This is a genomic window from Glaciecola sp. 1036 (assembly GCF_050306235.1).
Lineage (GTDB): Bacteria > Pseudomonadota > Gammaproteobacteria > Enterobacterales > Alteromonadaceae > Glaciecola.
This window is the reverse complement of the sequence record NZ_JBLWFH010000004.1, coordinates 122,370-144,231: the sequence shown is the minus strand read 5'-3', so window position 1 is coordinate 144,231 and position 21,862 is coordinate 122,370. Positions and strand designations below refer to the sequence as shown.

Below are 21,862 nucleotides of genomic sequence, written 5' to 3'. Positions count from 1 at the left end.
ATATAAAGGCATATATTAATGGCGTTATTGCAAATTGCTGAGCCGGGAAAGAGTGCAGCACCTCATGAGAAGAAAATCGGCGTAGGTATAGATCTTGGTACCACTAATTCTTTAGTGTCAGCAGTACGCAGTGGTAGCTGTGAGACCTTACCGGATGAAGCTGGACGACACATTTTGCCTTCTGTTGTGCAATACACGCCAGAAGCAGAAGTTGTTGGCTACGACGCAATCGAAAATGCGGTCAACGATCCACAAAACACTATAGTGTCAGTCAAACGATTTATGGGACGAAGTGTGCAAGATGTCACTTCGACTTGGGCCAATCTACCGTACTCATTTGTTAGTGCAGAGGGAAATCCTGCGTTTGCGACCGTTGCAGGAAATAAAACACCAGTGGAAGTTTCTGCTGATATTTTACGCCAATTGAAAAACCGCGCCCAAAGCACGCTTGGCGAGGAATTAACGGGTGCTGTTATTACTGTTCCTGCTTATTTTGATGATGCACAACGACAAAGCACCAAGGATGCGGCAAAACTCGCGGGCCTTAATGTGTTGCGTTTGCTGAATGAACCAACCGCTGCTGCCATAGCCTACGGGTTAGATACCAACGCCCAAGGCAGCATAGCAGTATATGATTTAGGTGGCGGAACCTTTGATGTTTCTATTTTAACCCTTACCAAGGGCGTGTTCGAAGTATTATCTACCGCTGGAGACACTGCGTTGGGCGGTGATGATTTTGATCTTGCCATAGTCAATTACATTGTCGATAAACTCGATATTGCAGCTCTTCAAACACGCTATCATAGAGATTTGATGGAAGCGGCCAAGAAAGTAAAAGAAATCTTGAGTGACGAATCAAGTGCCGTGTTTTGTGCACAACTAGGTGAACAAAACATTCACTTTGATATTGATAGAACGACCTTCGAAAGCTTAATACAAGACAAAGTAGATTTAAGCGTTAATATCGCCAAGCGAGCATTAGCAGATGCTAAGTTAAGCCAGAAAGACATTGCCCATGTCGTTATGGTTGGTGGTTCAACCCGGGTTCCTGCGGTAAGAAATGCGGTGGGTGAATTCTTTCAGTGTGAGCCTCTGACTAACATAGATCCAGACAAGGTAGTGGCCATAGGCGCTGGTATTCAAGCTGATATCTTGGTTGGCAATAAACCGGATTCTGACTTATTACTGCTGGATGTATTGCCCTTATCGTTGGGGCTAGAAACCATGGGCGGCTTGGTGGAAAAAATTATTCCACGCAATACCACTATACCAGTAGCGCGCGCTCAGGAATTTACTACATTTAAAGATGGTCAAACCGCCATGATGATTCATGTTTTACAAGGTGAAAGAGAGCTTGTAGAGCATTGTCGATCGTTAGCGAAATTTAATTTAACTGATTTTCCTGCCATGGCGGCCGGAGCCGCACATATTCGCGTCACCTTCCAGGTGGACGCTGATGGACTATTAAGTGTTTCAGCGATGGAGAAATCTACGGGTAAAACGGCTGAAATACAGGTTAAGCCAAGTTATGGATTAGAAGAATCAGAGATCTTGGAGATGCTGCGCGCTTCCATGAGCCATGCCTCCGAAGATATGCAGGCCAGAATGCTTAAAGAGCAGCAAGTCGAAGCGCAAAGAGTGTTAGAAGCAATGTATGCAGCCCTTGAGCAAGACGGCGATGAACTCTTGTCGTCATCAGAGCGTGAAGAAATCGAACAAGCGTTGCAAAAGCTAGAACAATTAAGAGAAAGTGCTGGCACTGATGACATCAAACAACAGATTGAAGCTGTGGATGCCATAAGCCAAACCTTTGCTAGCCGAAGAATGGACAAGTCTATTCGAGATGCTTTATCAGGTCAGTCAATTTCAGATATTTAATAATTGGGGAATAAAATGCCACAGGTAATATTTTTACCACATGATGAATTATGTCCAGACGGTGCCGTACTTGAAGGCAAAGAAGGTGAAAGTGTACTTGATGTAGCACTTAAAAACGGTATTGGTATTGAGCACGCATGTGAAAAGTCATGTGCCTGTACAACCTGCCACGTTATTCTGCGCGAGGGGTTTGACTCACTTGACGAAGCCGATGATCTAGAAGAAGATCTACTAGATAAGGCGTGGGGTTTAGAAGCAGAAAGTCGCTTGAGTTGCCAAGCGATTATTCAAGATGAAGACCTAGTAGTGGAAATTCCGAAGTACACTATTAACCATGCTTCAGAACAACATTAAAAAATTCATTGGGATTTTATCTTTAGTTTGCATATAATCCGCGCAGTTTTATAAATTGCAACAAAATTGATATTTAGTTAACAGGACAACAACATGGCTTTAGAACGCACTTTTTCAATCATTAAACCGGATGCAGTAGCTAAAAACGCGATCGGTGCCATCTATAATCGTTTCGAAACAGCTGGACTGCGCATTGTCGCGTCTAAAATGCTTCACCTATCTCGCGAAAAAGCTGAAGGTTTTTATGCCGAGCATAAAGAACGCCCATTTTTTGGTGCTTTAGTTGACTTTATGACATCTGGCCCTGTAATGGTTCAGGTACTTGAAGGTGAAGATGCGGTAGTTAAAAACCGTCAGATTATGGGTGCTACTAACCCTCAAGAAGCATTTGCAGGTACACTACGTGCTGACTATGCTGCATCTATAGATGAAAACGCTGTGCACGGTTCTGATGCTCCAGAATCAGCTGCACGTGAAATTGCATACTTTTTTACTGACGAAGAAATCTGTCCTCGTACAAGATAATTAAGTATGTAATTGCTGTAGCGAACGTTACAGGCATTAAGGGAGCAAATGGCTCCCTTTTTTTGCTTTATCGTTCGCCTTGTATATATTGTAAGGTTAAAGAGAATGACGACTAAGGTTGACGTGGAAACGCCAAAGGCCCCAAAAAAGGTTAATTTATTAAATTTTAATCGTGAAGGATTGCGAGACTATTTTGCATCCATCGGCGAAAAGCCTTTCCGTGCAGACCAACTTATGAAATGGATTTACCAAGCGGGTGAATCAGATTTTAATAAGATGAGCAATCTGAATAAGCAGTTACGCCAAAAGCTTACTGATAACTGTGAAGTAAGAGCGCCGGAAATTTCGTTTCATCAGCAGGCTACCGACGGCACCATTAAATTTGCCATCATGCTAGATGGTGGGCAAGAGGTGGAGACCGTTTGGATTCCTGAATCTGACCGCGCCACCTTGTGCGTGTCATCTCAAGTTGGCTGTGCCTTAGAATGTACATTTTGCTCTACTGCTCAACAAGGATTTAATCGAAACCTAACGGTGGCGGAAATCATAGGCCAGGTGTGGCGTGTTGCTACTTTTATTGGTTTATCTAAAGACACTTCCCAGCGCCCAATTACTAATGTGGTAATGATGGGAATGGGTGAGCCTTTACTCAATTTGAAAAACGTAATTCCTGCAATGGACATCATGCTGGACGACTTTGGATTCGGCTTGTCTAAACGAAGAGTGACTTTATCTACTTCAGGTGTCGTGCCGGCTCTGGATAAATTGGGCGATGAAATCGATGTTGCGCTGGCGATATCATTGCATGCGCCTAACGATAAATTACGTGACGAAATTGTCCCAGTGAACAAAAAATACCCAATTGACGAGTTTCTTGCTGCGGTACGTCGTTACTTGAAGAAATCTCGGGCGAATCAGGGTAAAGTAACCGTCGAATATGTTATGTTAAGTCATATCAACGACAGCACAGATCAGGCGCATGAGCTGGCTAAGGTGTTAGCGCAAACACCCAGTAAGATTAATTTGATTCCGTTTAATCCTTATCCGGGCTCACCTTATACTTGCTCGAGCAACTCTAGAATTGATAGATTTGCAAAAGTGTTAATGAACTATGGGTTTACGGTAGTGGTCAGAAAAACCCGTGGAGACGACATTGATGCGGCCTGTGGTCAACTTGTAGGTGACGTTGTCGATAGAACAAAAAGAATATTAAAAAAACAGATGAAAGGGCAACCTATCTCCGTAAAAGTATCTGATTAATGAAAGGAAATATCCTGGCATGTTGAAAAAATTGGCGATTGTAGGCCTAGTGATTGGGTTATCGGGTTGCGTATCCGAGCCCGTTGATCCAGCATTTGTAGGTACGGGTGCGATTGATAAAGAAGAAGCAGCCAAGACAAGAGTAAGCTTAGGGCTTACTTATTTAAAAAACGGAAACTATGCGCAAGCTAAGTCTAATTTGGATAAAGCTATAGAATTCGCGCCAAGATCTGGCGAAGCACACTATGCAATGGCGTATTATTTTCAGCAAGTCGGAGAGGCAGATATTGCTGAAGAATATTATGAAAATGCCTTAGGGTATTCTAGAAATGATCCGGACATAGTTAACAGTTATGGTGCTTTTCTTTGCGAACAAGGGCGCTATGAAAAAGCCAAAGATTATTTTTTAAAGGCGGTAAGTGCTAGAAGTTATTCAGCTACAGCAGAAACTTATGAAAACCTTGCCATTTGCTCGCAAAATCAAAACCAGATTGATGAAGCTATCACCTATTTTAATAGCGCGTTAAATCACCAGCCAACGCGCCCTAGAAGTTTATTTTTGTTAGCTAAACTATACGTTCAGAAACAACAATGGGAAGAGGCGAAAAAAATGCTGTGGCGTTACGAACGAAACGCGACGGTTAATCCCGAATCTTTGTTTTTAAATTATCAAATTGCTCAAGGTATGAATGACCTTAAAGCAGCAGTGGGTTATGGTGATTTATTGAAACAAATGTATCCAGAACATCAACATACTGCTACCTATGTTGCACAAATGGGTAAGTTTAAACCTGCTGCAAAAGTTACTCGCAAACTGCAAACCGTTGAACCTAAAGTGGTAGAAGCTGCTCCTGAAATAGAACAACAACAGACTAGTGCTATGGAAGCGCAGGTTGAAGAGGTGAGTGTGGCCGAAAGCTCAACACCAGCGCAGCAATTAGAAGTCGTAGAAACATATGAGGACACTACTTCTTCAAATACTGAAGAAGATATTGCAAGTGTGCAAGCAGATCCTGTTGTCGAAGAAGTTGAAAGTAGCACTCAAGAGACACCTACAGAGCCTGAGGAAGTGGAAGAGGGCTATCATATTGTTCAACCAAAAGAAAATTTGTATCGTATCTCGCTGAAATATAACGTTAAGATGGACAAATTGTTAGACTGGAATAATATTAATGATGCGTCAGACATCAAAATCGGCACAAAATTGCGGGTAAAGGAACCTAAAGCAGATGAATAACGAAGAGACACTTTCTAACGAACCTATTACTCCCCTAAGTCCAGGGACTCAGCTAAAAAATGCGCGAGAGAGAATGGGGCTATCACAAGAGCAAGTGGCTAATCGCCTAAAATTACGCTTGGCCAGTATTCAAGCCATTGAAGAAGATGGTATGGAGCAAGGTGTTTCAATCACTTTCACAAAAGGCTATGTGCGCCTGTATGCACGATTAGTGAATATGGAAGTCACGCCATTATTAGACGCGTTTGATAATATTCATGTGAATGATAAATCAGACACTAAATTACAAAGTTTTTCCCGCCGTGTAGAGCGTGAAGCCCATGACAGCCGATGGAACCTTGTGACCTATGGTGTAATTATATTAGTAATAGCCTCATTAGGTTATTGGTGGTATGACCAACAAGATTATAGTTTTGCAGATTTTACTTCGCGTACCTTCAATCAGTCAGATGATGCTAATGAAGCTCAGCCGGTTGAACAATCACAAACAGAACAAGTAATTGAGCCTGACTATAGTTTACAAGCGCCTGAAACAACGCAAACCACTCAACAACAAAGTCAACCAACGATTGTAGATAACGCTGATGATGTTGAGGCTTCTTCCTTGTCAGAAGAAGTTGAAGACGTGATGGATACTGCACAAGAAACAGTGTCAGAAACAGTAAATGATATAGAAGAGTCGGTTAGTCAAACTGTGGATTCAGATGAAACCCTAGATGACGATTCTCTTTTACAATCTGATACAGATATACAACCACAATCTGGCGCTGAAGTGACAGACGCAAATAGTTTTGAAGCTGACTTTGCCACTGAAGTACAAGTTGTATTTACATTTCGTGAAGATTGCTGGTTAAGTGTGAAAGATGCTAACGGCGAAACTGTGGCCGTTGGTGTGAAAAAACAAGGTAGAGTAATGACTGTCATGGCTTTACCTCCGATCAGTGTGAATCTTTGTCCGACTGAGAAGGTCGACATAGAATTTAACCACGAATTAGTCGATCTAAGTCGCTTTGGGGTAGGTAGCCCTGTGAAGTTTCAGTTACCTTTAGCGAGTGAATAATGTTTGCAGAAAGTCCAATTATACGACGAAAATCAAAACGTATTTATGTAGGTAATGTGCCTGTTGGTGATAATGCACCCATTTCAGTGCAATCTATGACAAACACCCTAACCACTGATGTGGATGCAACAGTGGCACAGATAAAACGAATCCAAGCTGCCGGTGGCGATATTGTTCGAGTATCTGTGCCTACCATGGATGCCGCCGAAGCATTTAAGTTGATTCGCCAACAAACAGATATCCCCTTAATTGCTGATATCCATTTTGATTATCGCATTGCGTTAAAAGTCGCTGAATACGGTGTGGATTGTTTGCGCATTAACCCAGGCAATATAGGCAACATTGACAGAGTAAAGTCTGTAGTAGATTGTGCCAAAGACAAGAATATTCCCATTCGAATTGGTGTAAATGGCGGTTCATTAGAAAAAGATTTACAAGAAAAATATGGTGAACCTACACCGGAGGCCTTAGTTGAATCCGCTATGCGCCATGTCGATATTTTAGACAAGCTGAATTTTGATCAGTTTAAAGTCTCCGTAAAAGCATCTGATGTATTTTTAGCGGTCGGGGCTTATCGATTATTAGCCAAACAAATTGAACAACCATTACATTTAGGCATTACAGAGGCTGGTGGTATTCGAGCTGGCGCTGTAAAAAGTGCAGTTGGTTTAGGCATGCTACTGGCGGAAGGAATAGGCGATACAATCCGTATTTCCCTTGCTGCAGATCCAGTAGAAGAAATTAAAGTGGGTTTTGATATCCTCAAATCGTTGCGAATTCGCTCTCGGGGCATTAACTTTATTGCTTGTCCAAGTTGTTCTCGACAAGAATTTGATGTGATTGCAACCGTAAACGCGCTAGAACAGCGACTAGAAGACGTACTTACCCCGTTAGATGTCTCCATTATAGGCTGCGTTGTGAATGGTCCCGGCGAAGCTGAGGTCTCTGACTTGGGCTTAACTGGCGCTCGCAACATGAGTGGCTTCTATGAAGATGGTAAACGACAAAAAGAGCGTATAGCTAACTCCGACCTTGTGGATAATTTAGAGCGTAAGATTCGAGCAAAAGCTGCAGCTAAAGCCAGTATGTTAGACAATACCAACCGCATTAGCATAAAAGTAGACGATAGCGTCGAATAATTTGTACTATTTGCCATTCCTTGATTTACCCCGCGCGACAAAATCCTTATAATGTCGCGCTTTAATTAATAGCTTTGCAGTAGGGATCCAGTGTCAAAAAGCATTCAAGCAATACGTGGTATGAATGATTGTTTGCCAGGCCAAACAGGTGCTTGGCAGTTTGTCGAATCTGAAATTCGCCAATTAGTTGCACGCTATAATTACCAAGAAATTCGCACGCCTATTCTTGAAAGTACAGATTTATTCAAACGAAGTATTGGTGAAGTTACTGATATCGTTGAAAAAGAAATGTACACCTTCGAAGATCGTAATGGTGATAGCTTAACCTTGCGACCAGAAGGTACCGCATGTTGCGTGCGCGCTGGTAATCAGCATGGTTTGCTGTATAACCAGCAGCAGCGATTGTGGTATATGGGTCCTATGTTCAGACACGAGAAGCCGCAAAAAGGGCGTTATCGTCAATTCCACCAATTTGGTGTTGAGGCTTATGGGTTAGAAGGCCCCGACATAGATGCTGAAGTTATTCTTATGGGCGCCAGATTATGGAAAGCCTTTGGTATTCAAGATAGCGTATCTTTGGAACTAAATTCCATAGGCGATACCCAAGCGAGAGTAGACTATAAAGATGCATTGGTGGCTTACTTACAGGCATTTGTAAATGAGCTAGATGAAGATTCTCAGCGCAGATTAACTACAAATCCGTTGCGAATTTTAGATAGTAAAAGTGCCAAGACGCAGGAAATACTCGTTAATGCGCCTGTATTGACCGACTATTTAGACGAAGAATCCAAAGCGCATTTAAGCGGTCTTTGTAAACAATTGGATGCTTTGGGTATAAGCTATCGAATCAATCCTAAATTGGTCCGCGGTCTAGATTATTACAACCGTACTGTGTTTGAATGGGTCACGAGTTTATTAGGTTCACAAGGCACCATTTGTGCTGGTGGACGATACGACAACTTGGTGACTCAACTAGGTGGAAAACCCAGTCCAGCGGTTGGTTTTGCTATGGGTATTGAACGTTTAGTGTTACTTATTCAAGAAGTGACTGAACAAAATTTTGCGCCCAAAGCTGATGTTTATATCACTGCTATGGGCGAACAGGCTCAGGTACAGGCAATGGTAGTGAGCGAACAATTAAGAGATGCATTTCCACAATTACAGATTCAATTACACTGTGGTGGCGGCAACTTTAAGAAACAAATGAAAAGGGCTGATAACAGCGGCGCAGAAGTCGCAATTGTTATTGGAGATAATGAGGTCGAATCTAAGCAATATGGATTGAAATATTTGCGTAAAGATGAACCTCAACAAACGTTGGACATTCAAGGCATTATGCAACACTTGAGTGGTTTAGAAACACAATAGAACCAGAAAATCTGGTCATTTTAGAGGGCATCATGGAACGTTACGAAACTGAAGAACAACAAATCGAAGCGATTAAACAGTTTTGGAAAGACAACGGTACAGCCATTATTATTGGCGTAGTGCTTGGAGTAGGCGGACTTTGGAGTTGGCGCTGGTATTCAAATAGCCAGTTAGAACAAAAAGAGATGGCATCCGTAGCTTATCAGCAAAGTGTAGAGAAATTTGTTGAAACTGAAGATTACGCTCCACTGCAAACCTTTATCAGCGAAAACGACGCGTCTGCATATACCGACCTAGCAGCTTTGATTGTAGCCCAGCAAGCCCTTGAAAAAGATGAGTTAAGCACGGCAAAAGAAGCTTTATCTAGAGTCGCAAAAGGTGACGATGCTGTTGCTGATATCGCGAAAATTCGCTTAGCCAAGTTACATATTCAAGCAGAAGAATATGATCAAGCAGTGGCTCAATTAGCTCAGGTAAAAGCAACAGCCTTCAATGATCAAGTATTTGAGTTAAAAGGTGATGCTTTGGTTGCCAAGGGTGATTTTAATGGTGCTGAAGCGGCTTACAGTCAAGCTTTGGTTGAACTTCCTGGAGATATTAATATCCAAATGAAACTCGACAACATAGCTTACGCTCGCGCGCAAGCTGAAGCAGCAGGTTCTCAGGAAGTGAGTCAAGATAGTGAATAAGTATTTAATAGTTGTATTGCTGATAGGGACACTATCAGGCTGTAGTACAATCTCAGGTTGGTTTACAGATGAAGAAGAACTCAAAATAAGACGTCTTCCGGAGATATCCAACGCTTTTACCCCACGTATCCTGTGGGATGCCGATTATAGTGATGGTACTGAAGAGTATTTTTCTCGCTTACGCCCAGCGGTAGATTACGGCAAAGTTTTTGTCGCTGATCGACAAGGTGGTATTTACGCTTTAAATCCCGAAACAGGTAAGCTGATTTGGGAACAAGACATTAGTACGCCGAGTAAAGACAGTCGTTTGACAAATCTATATGGTTTGTTTGCCGGTCGCGTTTCAGCAAAAATCGCTGGTGGTTTAACGGTAGCTTATGAAACTGTATTTTTAGGTACTGAAAATGGCACTGTTTTAGCGTTAAACCAAGAAGATGGCAGCATCAAATGGCAGACAAAAGTGAGTGGTGAAGTATTAGCGCCACCTGCAGTAGACTCTGGTGTTGTAGTGGTAAATACAGTCGCTGGTGTTTTATTTGGTATAGACGCAGATACCGGCGAAGTTAAATGGCAAAGTGAGACTGATGTACCGCCTTTGAGTTTGCGCGGAGTTTCAGCGCCTGCGGCGGCCAACGGTGGCGCCATTGTAGGCACGGCTTCCGGTAAACTAGTAGTAAATATTATTGATTCAGGTTTAACTGCTTGGGAGCAATTAATTGCCAAACCAGCGGGAGCCACAGAACTAGAAAGAATCGTTGACATCGATAGCACCCCTTTAATCTTTGGTGGCAATATTTACGTTGTTAGCTATGGCGGTACTCTTGCTGCCGTTGAGCTAAGAACTGGTCAGGTTGTATGGAATCGTGAATATGCTTCATACCAAGACCTAGCTATTGAAGGTAATCGATTATTTATTACGGATATTAACAGCAACTTATATGCGGTGGATCGTCGAAATGGGGTTGAGCTATGGTCAAACTCCATGCTTCGTAAGCGCGAATTAACTTCAGCTACGCCGGTTGGTGATTACATAGCAGTTGGAGACAAGTGGGGTTACTTGCACTTCTTTACCCAAGATGAAGGTGAGTATGTTGCTCGCATTGAAGTTGGAAGTGACGATGAAGATGAAGGCATCTATTCGGCACCAGTAGAGCACGAGGGTAAACTTTACGTGCAACTGCGAGACGGCGAACTTTATTCTATAGAGTTACCTTAGCCACAAGAAAATGCAGCCAAGCTTAGCGATTTGCGACTAACCTTGGAAGCTGTACAATAAGCGCCGATGGAAGTTTCCATTGGCGTTTTTAATTTGAGAGAAAGAACATGTTACCAGTGATAGCCTTAGTCGGGCGTCCGAATGTAGGCAAATCCACCCTTTTTAATCGCTTGACCCGCTCAAGGGATGCGCTAGTTGCTGATTTTCCCGGCCTGACACGGGATCGTAAATATGGCCAAGCAAATTTCGAAAACCGGCAGTTTATAGTGGTAGATACAGGCGGAATTACTGGTGATGAAGACGGCATTGATGCAGCTATGGCTCAGCAAAGCTTGTTAGCTATTGATGAAGCCGATGTCGTTCTTTTTATTGTAGATGCCAGAGCGGGTTTGACTCCTGCAGATATTGGCATAGCCGAACATCTTCGTAAACAAGATAAAACCGCTTATCTGGTTGTTAATAAAGTTGATGGAATAGATGGCGATAGTGAAAGCGCCGATTTCTATACCCTAGGTGTCGCCCAGCTAATTCAAATTGCAGCTGCCCATGGTCGAGGCGTAAGTCAGTTGTTAGACACTGTGCTAGGACCTTTGGAAGAGAAATTTCCTGAAATGTTGGTATCACCAACGCCTGTGTTAGAAGAGGAAGATGCAGAACAAAAACTCGAGCGTCTACAAAGCCTTCCCATAAAATTAGCCATTGTTGGAAAACCTAATGTGGGTAAATCTACCTTAACTAATCGCATATTGGGTGAAGAAAGAGTGGTGGTATTTGATATGCCAGGCACCACAAGAGACAGCATTTTCATTCCCATGGAGAGAGATGAAAGAGAATATATCCTAATTGATACCGCTGGAGTAAGAAAGCGAAAAAAGGTCAGTGATGCGGTAGAAAAGTTTTCAATTGTAAAAACCCTACAGGCGATAGAAGAAGCCAACGTAGTGCTTTTGGTAATCGATGCTCGGCAAGGTATTAGTGATCAAGATTTATCTTTATTAGGGTTTGTTTTAAATTCTGGACGTTCTTTGGTATTAGCTGTGAACAAGTGGGACGGCCTAGATTCGGATATTAAAGACGACATAAAGCGAGAGCTTGATCGTCGCTTAGGTTTTATTGACTTTGCTCGCTTGCACTTTATTTCAGCTCGTCACGGCACTGGCGTTGGGCATTTGTTTGAATCGGTTCAGGAAGCCTATGGGTCTGCTACTCGACGAATAAACACAGCCTTATTAACCCAGATAATGGAGATGGCCCAAGCTGATCACCAGCCACCACTAATTAAAGGAAGAAGAGTGAAAATGAAGTACGCCCATGCCGGTGGTTATAATCCGCCAGTGGTCGTCATTCATGGAAATCAAGTCAATGATTTGCCTGAGGCTTATAAGCGTTATCTAATGAATTATTTCCGCAAATCTCTAAATGTAATGGGAACACCAATAAAAATTGAATTTAGAGAAGGTAGTAACCCTTATGAAGGTAAGAAAAATCAACTTACCTTATCCCAACAAAGAAAACGTAATAGACTTCTTAGTTTTCATAAAAAGAAAAAGTAAATGTGCGCGGTAAATGCCTTAGTTTTTAAGGCATTTACTTTAATACCTAGTGACAAACTAGTATAAACTTTTCCTAATTCCGGCCGATAAAATTTATCTAATCGTTATTAATTAACCTCAGGGTAAATATTATCGTTTCCGAACTCTTCGGTGAAATAGAGACGAGCTTACTGATTCAAGGTGAGTACTCTTTTCCCTTCGTCATTTTATCCATCTGCATCGCAATTTTTGCCTCCTTTATGGGTTTTCAAGTTGCTTCACAGGCAGCTAGTACGGATTCTGTGTTTAGACGCAGAGTGTCCTTGTTTTCCGGTAGTATTGCCTTAGGTGGTGGCGTTTGGTCCATGCACTTTATAGGCATGTTAGCCTTTGTGATGTGCACTCCTGTGGACTATGGATGGGGGACAACAGCTATTTCATTGCTACCAGCAATAGTAGCCTCTTGGACTGCATTGCATTTTTTGACCCGCCATAGCATTAGTTACTTAGGCCTGTTGGTAAATGGTACTCTAATGGGCGCTGGTATTGGCGCTATGCATTATATCGGTATGGCTGCGATGGAGATGGCGCCACTATTGCGATATGACTTAGGCATATTCTTACTATCTATTGTCGTTGCGGTGTTCTTTTCCTGTGTTTCACTCTGGATAAAATTCAAGCTTAAATCGTTATTTAAATTAGAAAAATCGACTTTAAGCATCAATTTGATAGCAGGCGCAGTTATGGGAGTGGCTATTTCCGGAATGCATTATACCGGCATGGCAGCGGCTAGATTCGTGATGCCACCTGGCTTTGAACCTTCTGACCAATCTGCAGACATTTCGATCTATTTAGCGCTTTTTATCAGCATTATCACTATCAGTATTACAGGCATAGTGTTAGCTACAAATTTAATCTTTAAATACAAAGACTCTACAAATTTAGCTATTCGCAATGAAAAACGCTTAAAAGCAGTTTTGAATACCGCTGCAGATGGTATTTTAACAATCAATGAAGCAGGTAAAATCATCAATGTGAATGCTTCTGTGCAACGTATTTTAGGCTGGTCTGTAAACGAATCCTTAGGTAAATCTGTTGATCTTTTACTGCCTTCTGACAAATGCAAAAATTTAATGCAATTTGTAGCAGACTATATGCAAACAAAAGACCAACAATCTCTCGTTGAAGAGCATCAAGTGATAGCGTTGGACAAATATGGCACTGAGATTCCTGTACGATTGAAAATAGGGCATGTTGAACAAGACAATCAGCATATCTTTATTGGATTTATAAAAGATTTAAGACAACGTCAGGAAATGGAAGCGGCACTACGGGAAAACGAGGCCAAGTTCAGATCGCTCATTTCTAATATCCCTGGCATTACGTTTCGCTGTGAAGATTCTGACACCTGGCCAATGGTGTTCATCAGCGATGCAGTTGAATCTATTACCGGATATCCGGCCGAAGACTTTTTGATTCCCAACCCTAAACGATCTTTTACCGAGCTATTTGTGCCAGAGGATCTTAACAAGGTGCAAGAGATTTTGGCCTTTGTGAGTGACAGTTATGCAATCGAGTATCGTATTAAAGATAAAGACGGTAACATTAAATGGATGATGGAATATGGCCGTAGAATGCACTCTGATGATGGTAAAAGAACATATTTAGATGGCTTGATAATGGACATCACTGAGCGTAAACATATGGAAGACGCTCTAGTAGTCGAGCGAAATAACGCACAGGCCGCTGCTGAAGCAAGAGCAGCTTTCATGGCCAATATGAGTCACGAAATACGTACGCCCATGAATGCCATTATTGGCTTTAGCGATATTTTGCTTGAACAACAAATGACAGATGAACAAATTAAGTTTATCAGTACTATTCATCAATCCGCCCATTCATTATTGCATATTATCAATGACATATTAGATTCTGCAAAACTAGAAAAAGGCGAACTTTCACTTGAATACCGAAATTTCTCTATTATTGAATTAGTGGACTCTGTTATTTCTACTTTTGCTTTGCAAGCCCATCGTAAAGGCATAGATTTACAATTGACTATGGGGTCTTCTCTGCAAGGACTTATGCATGGAGCGCCTGAACGACTTCGCCAAGTATTGATTAACATTGTCGGTAATGCGATTAAATTTACCGAAAAAGGTTACGTGAATATATATGTTGATAAATCAGATGATGACAAATCTCTGCGCATAAAAATTTGCGATCAAGGGATCGGCATGAGTGAAGCTCAACTTGCAAAGGTGTTTGATCCCTTCATTCAAGCGGATGCCTCTATGAGCCGAAAATACGGCGGCACAGGATTAGGTACTACTATTGCTAAGCAGCTGGTAGAACTCATGGGCGGACAGATCAGCGCTACCAGCGAACTCGGTGTTGGTACCTGTTTTAATGTAGAAATACCTCTACTAGACGCCCAAGAAGAGGATGTTTTAGATAATAAAACAGTACTTGCTCAGTCCTTACCTGAGTTACGCATTTTAATTGCGGATGATGTACAGCAGAATCTGGATTTGTTGTCATTGTTACTCAGCAGAGAAGGGCACCAAGTGGTGAGTGTGCAAAATGGTCAGGAAGTTTTAGATAAACTCAATCAAGACACCTTTGATTTAGTATTAATGGACGTACAAATGCCAGTATTGGATGGACTATCTGCCGCCAGACAGCGACGCCAATATGAACGTGCAAATAAGCTATCCCCTGTACCTATTATTGCGCTTACCGCAAGTGTCTTAGAAAATGATCGAATCGCAGCCCAAAGGGCCGGTATGGAAGGTTTTACCAACAAGCCTATTAATAAAAACGCGTTGTTTAATGAAATGGCGAAAGTATTGAAATTAGGCCCTGTGTTTACTACTCAAGATGAGCAAACCTTGGATAAAAAAGCGATGCTTAATCTTAATTATGCGCTCTCCTTATGGGGAACGGAAAAAGCCCTTATTCAAGAATTACAAAGAGTACAACGGTTAAAAGCTTCCTTTGTTGAATTAGCATCTGAGCAGGCAACGAATGATCAACATGCGACTTCGCAAAAGCTTCATCAATTAAAAGGTGTAGTAGGCAATCTTGGTTTAGAACAGATGCATCAATGCATGAGCTGGATGGAAAAACATCTTACAACAGGTGATACACAAAATTATCTGCTAATAGCCGGTCAATTAATAAATAAATTTGAACATATCCCAGAATTAGTTTCTGGTATTAAGCAATCACCTCAACACTCTGAGACTGATATCAACAAGCGAATCTGGTCTAGGGAAAGTCTTGTTAGTAGCCTAAAAACCTTACTTGATGACGTTAAACGCAGTCATGTTGATGACGATGCTTGGCAACAACTTTCTGAGAATTTACCTTCAGAATATTTGCATCAAGTCGATCAAATAAAGGATGAAATTGATGATTTTGAGTTTGAACTAGCAGCTCAAGCCATTGAAAAACTCCTATCAGAAATAGAAAGTGAATTAAATGACGTCTACCAATAGCGCTAAATTACTCATCGTGGATGATGAGGCAGTTAATCTTCGAGTACTTAAGAAGACTCTTAATGATGATTATGAACTTTATTTCGCTAAAAATGGCGCCAATGCACTTTCATTGGTGGAAGATGCCCGTCCCGATTTAATCCTGTTAGATGTGATGATGCCAGAAATGACAGGTTTCGAAGTTTGCCAAAAGATCAAAGCAAACCCAAAATACGCACATATCCCCGTTATCTTTGTAACGGCTTTAAACGATGCAGTCGATGAGACTGCCGGGCTTGAATGCGGCGCTGTAGACTACATAGCAAAGCCATTTTCTCCTGCTGTTGTGAGAGCCAGAGTTAAAAACCATTTATCTCTAGTGCAAGCAGAGGAACTAAAACGCACAAGGTTACAAATCATACAGCGTTTAGGTCGAGCTTCTGAGTACAAAGATAACGAAACGGGTATGCATATTTTGCGCATGAGTCACTATTCTCGTATTGTTGCTTTAGCCTATGGCTATACGGTTGAGCAGGCTGATGATTTGTTTCATGCTGCACCTATGCATGATATCGGCAAAATCGGTATTCCTGATTACATTATGTTGAAACCGGGAAAGTTAACCGACGAAGAGTTTGCCATTATGAAAACTCACCCGCAAATAGGCGCTGAAATTCTCGGTGAAGCCGATTCAGATTTAATTGCTCTGGCAAAAACGGTATCTCTTACCCATCATGAAAAATGGGACGGCAGTGGCTATCCCAATGGTCTAAAAGGTCAAGATATTCCTATTGCAGGTAGAATTGTTGCAGTTGCAGACGTATTTGATGCTTTGACCAGTAAACGTCCTTACAAAGAAGCTTGGTCTGTAGAACAGGCGCTGGCGTATATGCAGTCGCAAAAAGGCATACATTTTGATCCAGAATTAGTGGATTTACTGGCTGAAAACCTTGATCAAGTACTTAAAGTAAAAGCCAAATACTTGGATGACGAATAATCACTAGATAATTTTAATTTGTCATCTAAGTGTCAAGAATTGGTAATCCCTTGTTAATAAATTTGAAATCCAACCGTCACTTAATGTTTTTATGCTCCTTGTTCCGAAATTGTACAAGGACAAAAAAATGTATAAAAAACACTTTGTTAAATCCCTAATAACCTTATCTTTAGTTGCGTCATTATCGGCTTGTGTATTAGAAGGCGATGATGGTGATGTCGGTCCACAAGGGCCTACAGGCGCTGATGGCGCTCAAGGCGACCAAGGCCCTCAAGGTCAAAATGGACAAGATGCTCCTCGAGATTTAGCGTTGCAAGTTGTAGGTCGATTTGCCACTGGTGTTTATGGAAAAAGTGCTGCTGAAATTGTGCAATTTCACACAACTTCAAATTCAGTATTCGCAGTCAATGCAGATTCAAATCAAATTGAAGTGATTTCTCTCACCAACGTCCCTACAACTGAAGTTGGTTCGCCAATCACAGATGAGAGCTTGACCAGTACAGCCTTTACCTTCCCTGCCACTGTGGATGTACTTGATGAAAACCAAGTTACTGAAACTATTACTCTTGGTGGGGCTAATTCTATTGCAATCTACGGCGACATGCTGGCTATTGCAGTTGAAGCTGAGTCTAAAGTAGAAGATGGCGCAGTGTTGTTTTATACCTTAGACGCATTAGGTCAGGGCACATTTGTGAAAGCTGTTAAAGCTGGTGCGTTGCCTGATATGGTAACCTTTACTCCAGATGGCAGCATGGCCTTAGTTGCTAATGAAGGTGAGCCATTGAGTGACTATTCAGTGGATCCTGAAGGCACGGTATCTGTGATCAGCATTACAGATGGTGTTCCTGCTGATGTTGCTAGCACAATCAACTTTACTGATGATTTAGTCTTCAGCAATGATTTACTGGATGCAGAAGATGTGGATACTGACGAAGAACGTATGGCTATCTTTATGGCCGAAGGCGTTAAGTTTGCAGGCCCGGAAGGCAATACTGTAGCAAAAGACTTTGAACCTGAATACATTACAGTGTCAGCGGATAGTTCAACCGCCTATGTGTCGCTACAAGAAAGTAACGCCATCGCCGTAATCAATCTTGAAGATATGGAAGTTGAAGTAAAAGGACTAGGCTTCAAAGATTGGGGAATGTTTGAAATGGATTATACCAACCGCGATGAAATAGCATCATTCCGCAAACTTCCAAACGTTTACGGCATGTATCAACCAGACTCTATCGCTAGCTACCAATGGAATGGTGCTACTTTTATTGTGACAGCTAACGAAGGTGATTCACGAGATTACGATGCATTCTCCGAAGAAATTCGAGTAAAAGATATAATTGATACAGACGAGTTGAACATGTTGTTATCCACTGAATTGCAAGCATTATATGATGCTACTGGTGGTGATGATGGCCTAGGCCGTTTAAAAGTGACGTCTGTATTAGGTGATGCCGACGAAGATGGCGTTTATGAAGCGCTTTATGCTTATGGTGGTCGTTCATTTTCTATTTATGACCAAAACATAAAACAAGTCTATGACTCAGGCCACGATTTTGGTCGTATTTCTTCTGCTGTATTAGGCAATGATTTTAATAGTGCACATACTGAGAACAAGGGTGACAATCGTTCTGATGACAAAGGTGGCGAGCCAGAGGCCATTGATGTAGGTGAAATAAATGGTCGCCAGTATGCTTTTATCGGATCTGAGCGTTCAGGTGATCTCTTTGTTTACGACGTAACTAACCCATTCAATGTGAGTTTCGTTACTCACTACAACAACCGTGATTTTTCCACTGACTTTGAGTTAGACGACGATTTAGATGATCCTTGTGATCCTAATGAAGGCATGAACTGTGATGAAGTCTCACTATCAGGAGATTTAGGTCCAGAAAGTGTGAAATTCGTGCCCGCTGAAAATTCACCTAATGGCAATGCGCTACTTATTGTTGGCAGTGAAGTTAGCGGTACAGTTACTGTTTACCAAGTGATAGAGCAGTAATGCCCCAATAACTGCGTTAAATATGAATGGATGCATTTTGTTTTTAATTAAAACATGATACAACATTAAGGTTACTGTAAGGCTCATAATGATTATGGGCCTTTTTATTTAGGAGAATAAACATGGGACTTTTAGACGGATTAATGGGTAACGCCAGTGAAGTTGATGCTGGGGAAATCAATCAGGCTTTGGCAGAGGTCTTAGCTTCCAATGAAAACGTTATGCATGCTTATAAACTTATTCGAGATATGCTGGTGTTTACCAATAAGCGAGTTATTTTCATTGATAAACAAGGCATGACGGGAAAAAAAGTTAGCTATTTAAGTATCCCCTACAAATCTATCACCCAATTCATCGTGGAAACCGCAGGTACGTTCGATACCGATTCTGAATTAAAAATTTGGGTTTCAGGGCAGGGAACACCTGTTGAAATTGAACTTAAATCCAAGCTTGCTTCATCTGTGCAAAAGAATTTAGCGCAATTAATGTTTGCTTAATCTACCCAAGTTCTATGATCTGTAAAGGAAAAGCGAATAGCTTTATCCTTTACGCATAGACCGCATAAATTCTGATTCAGGCGGAACTTGAATGGCCGCAATGCTTTGCTCTACAACAGATTGCATTAGCAAATTGGGGAAGTTACCGGTTAACTTCACGAACTTGTCACCCTTCTTAAACAGATATTGAGTGCTATACACAGGCTCGACATCACTTTCCAGTTTTACTTCTAAAATTACACCCTGAAGACTTTGTTCGGCAGTGCCAAGTTGGGTCAGTTTAATATCAGATATCTCATAATCCGTTATTCCAGCTTGATTTACCAAAGCCAGTAATTGCTGCTTTTCTACATCTAACTCTGCAGCCATAAGATCCGTATCAGGCACATCGGTAGCGTGAGTAAAAGGAGACACTGGATATACCGAAATATCTACAATAGCATTTGCAAATTTAGGATGTGTGTACCTAGCGATTGAACCCTGCAATGGATCTCTGTAAAGCGCTCTTTGCTCTAATTCAAAATCCCCAATGCGACTGGGGAGAGATAACTCTTGTTCATAATTACTAGCGCCAATGGTTTTATAGATTAATTCAGCGTCTAAAACATGGAAGTGCTGTATATGCTCTACCCAATTTGCCAATACCTGAGCACTAGCTTCATATACCATTTGATTGTCAGGGGCATTGTTTAGCTTTTGACTCAAATTAATTTCATCAATAGGAATGCCTCGCCAACTAGTGGTAATTTCCAATACGACCTCAGGGTTTGTATCTACATCCAAGACTACGCTACCGACCAGTATTTCATATTCGGATAAGTTTAACGCTTCTTGCAATGACAAAGATTCTGGATGTTCTGCAATTATGTTAGTCAGGGTCTGATTATCTAGATGATGAGTTAGACAGTTGTTGGTTTCGCAATATTGGGAAATATTGTCACTTAATTCAGCGGCAAAAATGGGGACTTGGGGGTTAGCCAGTGAAACACCTGCCCAACAATTGAGTATTGAGAAAAATACACATTTTTGAAAGATTTTTTGTCCCGGCATGATTACTACGTCCGCTGTATTTATGTCTAATTTGTAAACGGATTGTAGCAGTTATTGTTATGTTAAAAAATACTTTAACAATAATTTTTATAACTAAGTAACAAGCTTTTTTCATTTTTTTTCTATAAGGGTGACCTGAGAAGTGATTTCTCCGTCAAATACACGTGTAACAAGGGTTTGCCCAACTTCCACACTGTCAGCTTTTTTAACAATTTCGCCCTCATGGAAGCTAATACTGTAACCTCGTTTTAACGTAGCTAATGGGCTTACTGAATCTAAAAGCGCAGCTTTAGACGCTAGAAGTTGATGATTGATTTTTAATCTATCTGCGATTTCGTTTTCCAGTTGTTTTTGAAAGCTAGCGGTCTGATTTTGGAAATGCTTGATGGTATGCATAGGAGATACCTTAAAACATCTTTGTTGCCAATTTTGCTGTTGATATTTTGCTTGTTGCATATGTTGTGACATAGCGCGCGCTAAACGTTGTTTAAGTTGCGCCAGCATTCGCCCTTGCTGCTGAATTTGCGTATTTGGGTGTTGGTTGAATAGCCGCAACTGCAAAGCATCCAGTTTTTGATTTTGCTGGGTAATCAATGAGGATGGATGATTAAAGTTAAGTTGTTGCTTGGCTAATGCCTGTTGATGCTCTAACTGTTTAAGCCTTTGCAAAAAGGCTTTGGTTAATCGACGCGTTAGTTGGTGTACGCCATCGACAATTACTTTCATGTCACTGCTCAGTAATTCAGCCGCAGCAGATGGCGTAGGGGCACGCTGGTCGGCAACAAAGTCTGAGATTGTCACATCAATTTCATGACCAACAGCAGAGACTACAGGTAGGTTTGAAGCAAAAATGGCTCTGGCTACAGGTTCTTCATTGAAAGGCCATAAATCTTCTAATGAACCGCCGCCACGTCCAACAATTAACACCTCGACTTCATTGCGTCTATTTGCTGTTTGTATTTGGCGAACTATCTCTCCAGCGGCTAAATTACCTTGCACAGATGCTGGGTACAGTATTACTTGAATGGCAGGATTTCTGCGCGCCAGTACATGCAAAATATCATGTATAGCAGCGCCGCTGGGGGATGTAACTACCCCTATGGTTTTTATTTTTTGCGGAATGGGCTTTTTGTTTTCATTCGCAAATAACCCCTCTTCACTCAGTTTTAATTTTAAGGCTTCGAACTCTTGTTTAAGTTGTCCAATGCCTTCTGGCTCCATGTGTTGGATGATCAGTTGATAATCACCTCTAGGCTCATAAATGCTTAAGCTAGCACGCACCAGCACTTTATCACCTTGCTTGGGGATAAAATTAATGCGCTGATTAGCGCCTTTAAACATGGCTGAACGTATTTGCGCGCTGTTATCTTTTAACGTGAAGTACCAATGACCAGAGGCTGCTTTGACAAAGTTACTGATTTCACCCGTTACCCAGACCAAGCCAATTTCGCTTTCCAAAACACGTTTAGCGAATCGATTGAGTTTAGTTACACTTAAAATACTGACTTGATTTGAGGTTGCAAACATAGCGCCGATTTTTTTATTGATTTTACTCATTATTGTAGTTTACCTGAGAGATAAA

The 21,862-nt window shown here is 41.5% G+C and carries 17 protein-coding genes; 15 read left to right on the top strand and 2 right to left on the bottom strand.

Annotation, left to right across the window (positions count from 1 at the left end):
• The first annotated feature begins 18 nt into the window (after positions 1-18).
• The 15 genes from hscA (at position 19) to ACNKW3_RS07760 (ending at position 19,230) form a co-directional block, all read left to right on the top strand.
• Complete coding sequence (gene hscA / locus ACNKW3_RS07830; protein ID WP_427398730.1) at positions 19-1,878, top strand: Fe-S protein assembly chaperone HscA; 1,860 nt, start codon at positions 19-21, stop codon at positions 1,876-1,878.
• A gap of 15 nt (positions 1,879-1,893) precedes the next feature.
• On the top strand, positions 1,894-2,232 hold the full coding sequence (gene fdx / locus ACNKW3_RS07825; RefSeq protein WP_427398729.1) for an ISC system 2Fe-2S type ferredoxin: 339 nt from the start codon (positions 1,894-1,896) through the stop codon (positions 2,230-2,232).
• Between the two features lie 93 nt (positions 2,233-2,325).
• A complete protein-coding gene (gene ndk / locus ACNKW3_RS07820; protein WP_427398728.1) occupies positions 2,326-2,757 on the top strand; it encodes a nucleoside-diphosphate kinase in 432 nt (143 codons plus the stop codon).
• Between the two features lie 105 nt (positions 2,758-2,862).
• Positions 2,863-4,017, top strand: coding sequence for a bifunctional tRNA (adenosine(37)-C2)-methyltransferase TrmG/ribosomal RNA large subunit methyltransferase RlmN (locus ACNKW3_RS07815; protein WP_427398727.1), 1,155 nt, complete (start codon positions 2,863-2,865; stop codon positions 4,015-4,017).
• A 19-nt stretch (positions 4,018-4,036) separates the two neighbouring features.
• Complete coding sequence (gene pilW / locus ACNKW3_RS07810) at positions 4,037-5,254, top strand: type IV pilus biogenesis/stability protein PilW (RefSeq protein ID WP_427398726.1); 1,218 nt, start codon at positions 4,037-4,039, stop codon at positions 5,252-5,254.
• Positions 5,247-6,314: a RodZ domain-containing protein gene (locus ACNKW3_RS07805; RefSeq protein WP_427398725.1), complete on the top strand. Its 1,068-nt coding sequence runs from the start codon at positions 5,247-5,249 to the stop codon at positions 6,312-6,314. The genes pilW and ACNKW3_RS07805 overlap by 8 nt, the downstream gene beginning before the upstream one ends.
• Entirely contained in the window at positions 6,314-7,453 is a 1,140-nt protein-coding gene (gene ispG / locus ACNKW3_RS07800; protein WP_427398724.1) for a flavodoxin-dependent (E)-4-hydroxy-3-methylbut-2-enyl-diphosphate synthase, read from the top strand. Before ACNKW3_RS07805 ends, ispG begins: the two co-directional genes overlap by 1 nt.
• 90 nt (positions 7,454-7,543) lie before the next feature.
• Positions 7,544-8,821, top strand: coding sequence for a histidine--tRNA ligase (hisS, locus tag ACNKW3_RS07795; RefSeq protein ID WP_427398723.1), 1,278 nt, complete (start codon positions 7,544-7,546; stop codon positions 8,819-8,821).
• 32 nt (positions 8,822-8,853) lie between these two features.
• Positions 8,854-9,510, top strand: a complete 657-nt coding sequence (locus ACNKW3_RS07790) for a YfgM family protein (protein ID WP_427398722.1) — start codon at positions 8,854-8,856, stop codon at positions 9,508-9,510.
• Positions 9,503-10,726, top strand: coding sequence for an outer membrane protein assembly factor BamB (bamB, locus tag ACNKW3_RS07785; RefSeq protein ID WP_427398721.1), 1,224 nt, complete (start codon positions 9,503-9,505; stop codon positions 10,724-10,726). The genes ACNKW3_RS07790 and bamB overlap by 8 nt, the downstream gene beginning before the upstream one ends.
• 107 nt (positions 10,727-10,833) lie before the next feature.
• Complete coding sequence (gene der / locus ACNKW3_RS07780) at positions 10,834-12,279, top strand: ribosome biogenesis GTPase Der (RefSeq protein WP_427398720.1); 1,446 nt, start codon at positions 10,834-10,836, stop codon at positions 12,277-12,279.
• Between the two features lie 239 nt (positions 12,280-12,518).
• Positions 12,519-15,758 (top strand): MHYT domain-containing protein, encoded by a 3,240-nt coding sequence (locus ACNKW3_RS07775; RefSeq protein WP_427398719.1) that lies wholly within the window; start codon positions 12,519-12,521, stop codon positions 15,756-15,758.
• Positions 15,742-16,734, top strand: a complete 993-nt coding sequence (locus ACNKW3_RS07770; protein WP_427398718.1) for a response regulator — start codon at positions 15,742-15,744, stop codon at positions 16,732-16,734. The genes ACNKW3_RS07775 and ACNKW3_RS07770 overlap by 17 nt, the downstream gene beginning before the upstream one ends.
• A 127-nt stretch (positions 16,735-16,861) precedes the next feature.
• A complete protein-coding gene (locus ACNKW3_RS07765; RefSeq protein WP_427398717.1) occupies positions 16,862-18,733 on the top strand; it encodes a choice-of-anchor I family protein in 1,872 nt (623 codons plus the stop codon).
• A 122-nt stretch (positions 18,734-18,855) separates the two neighbouring features.
• Positions 18,856-19,230: a PH domain-containing protein gene (locus ACNKW3_RS07760; protein ID WP_427398716.1), complete on the top strand. Its 375-nt coding sequence runs from the start codon at positions 18,856-18,858 to the stop codon at positions 19,228-19,230.
• A gap of 42 nt (positions 19,231-19,272) precedes the next feature.
• Here ACNKW3_RS07760 and ACNKW3_RS07755 read toward each other — a convergent pair whose 3' ends face one another.
• A complete protein-coding gene (locus ACNKW3_RS07755) occupies positions 19,273-20,280 on the bottom strand; it encodes a hypothetical protein (RefSeq protein WP_427398715.1) in 1,008 nt (335 codons plus the stop codon).
• A 111-nt stretch (positions 20,281-20,391) separates the two neighbouring features.
• Positions 20,392-21,807 carry an exodeoxyribonuclease VII large subunit gene (gene xseA, locus ACNKW3_RS07750; RefSeq protein WP_427398892.1) on the bottom strand — a complete coding sequence of 472 codons (1,416 nt, stop codon included), beginning with the start codon at positions 21,805-21,807 and terminating at the stop codon, positions 20,392-20,394.
• Positions 21,808-21,862: the final 55 nt, after the last annotated feature.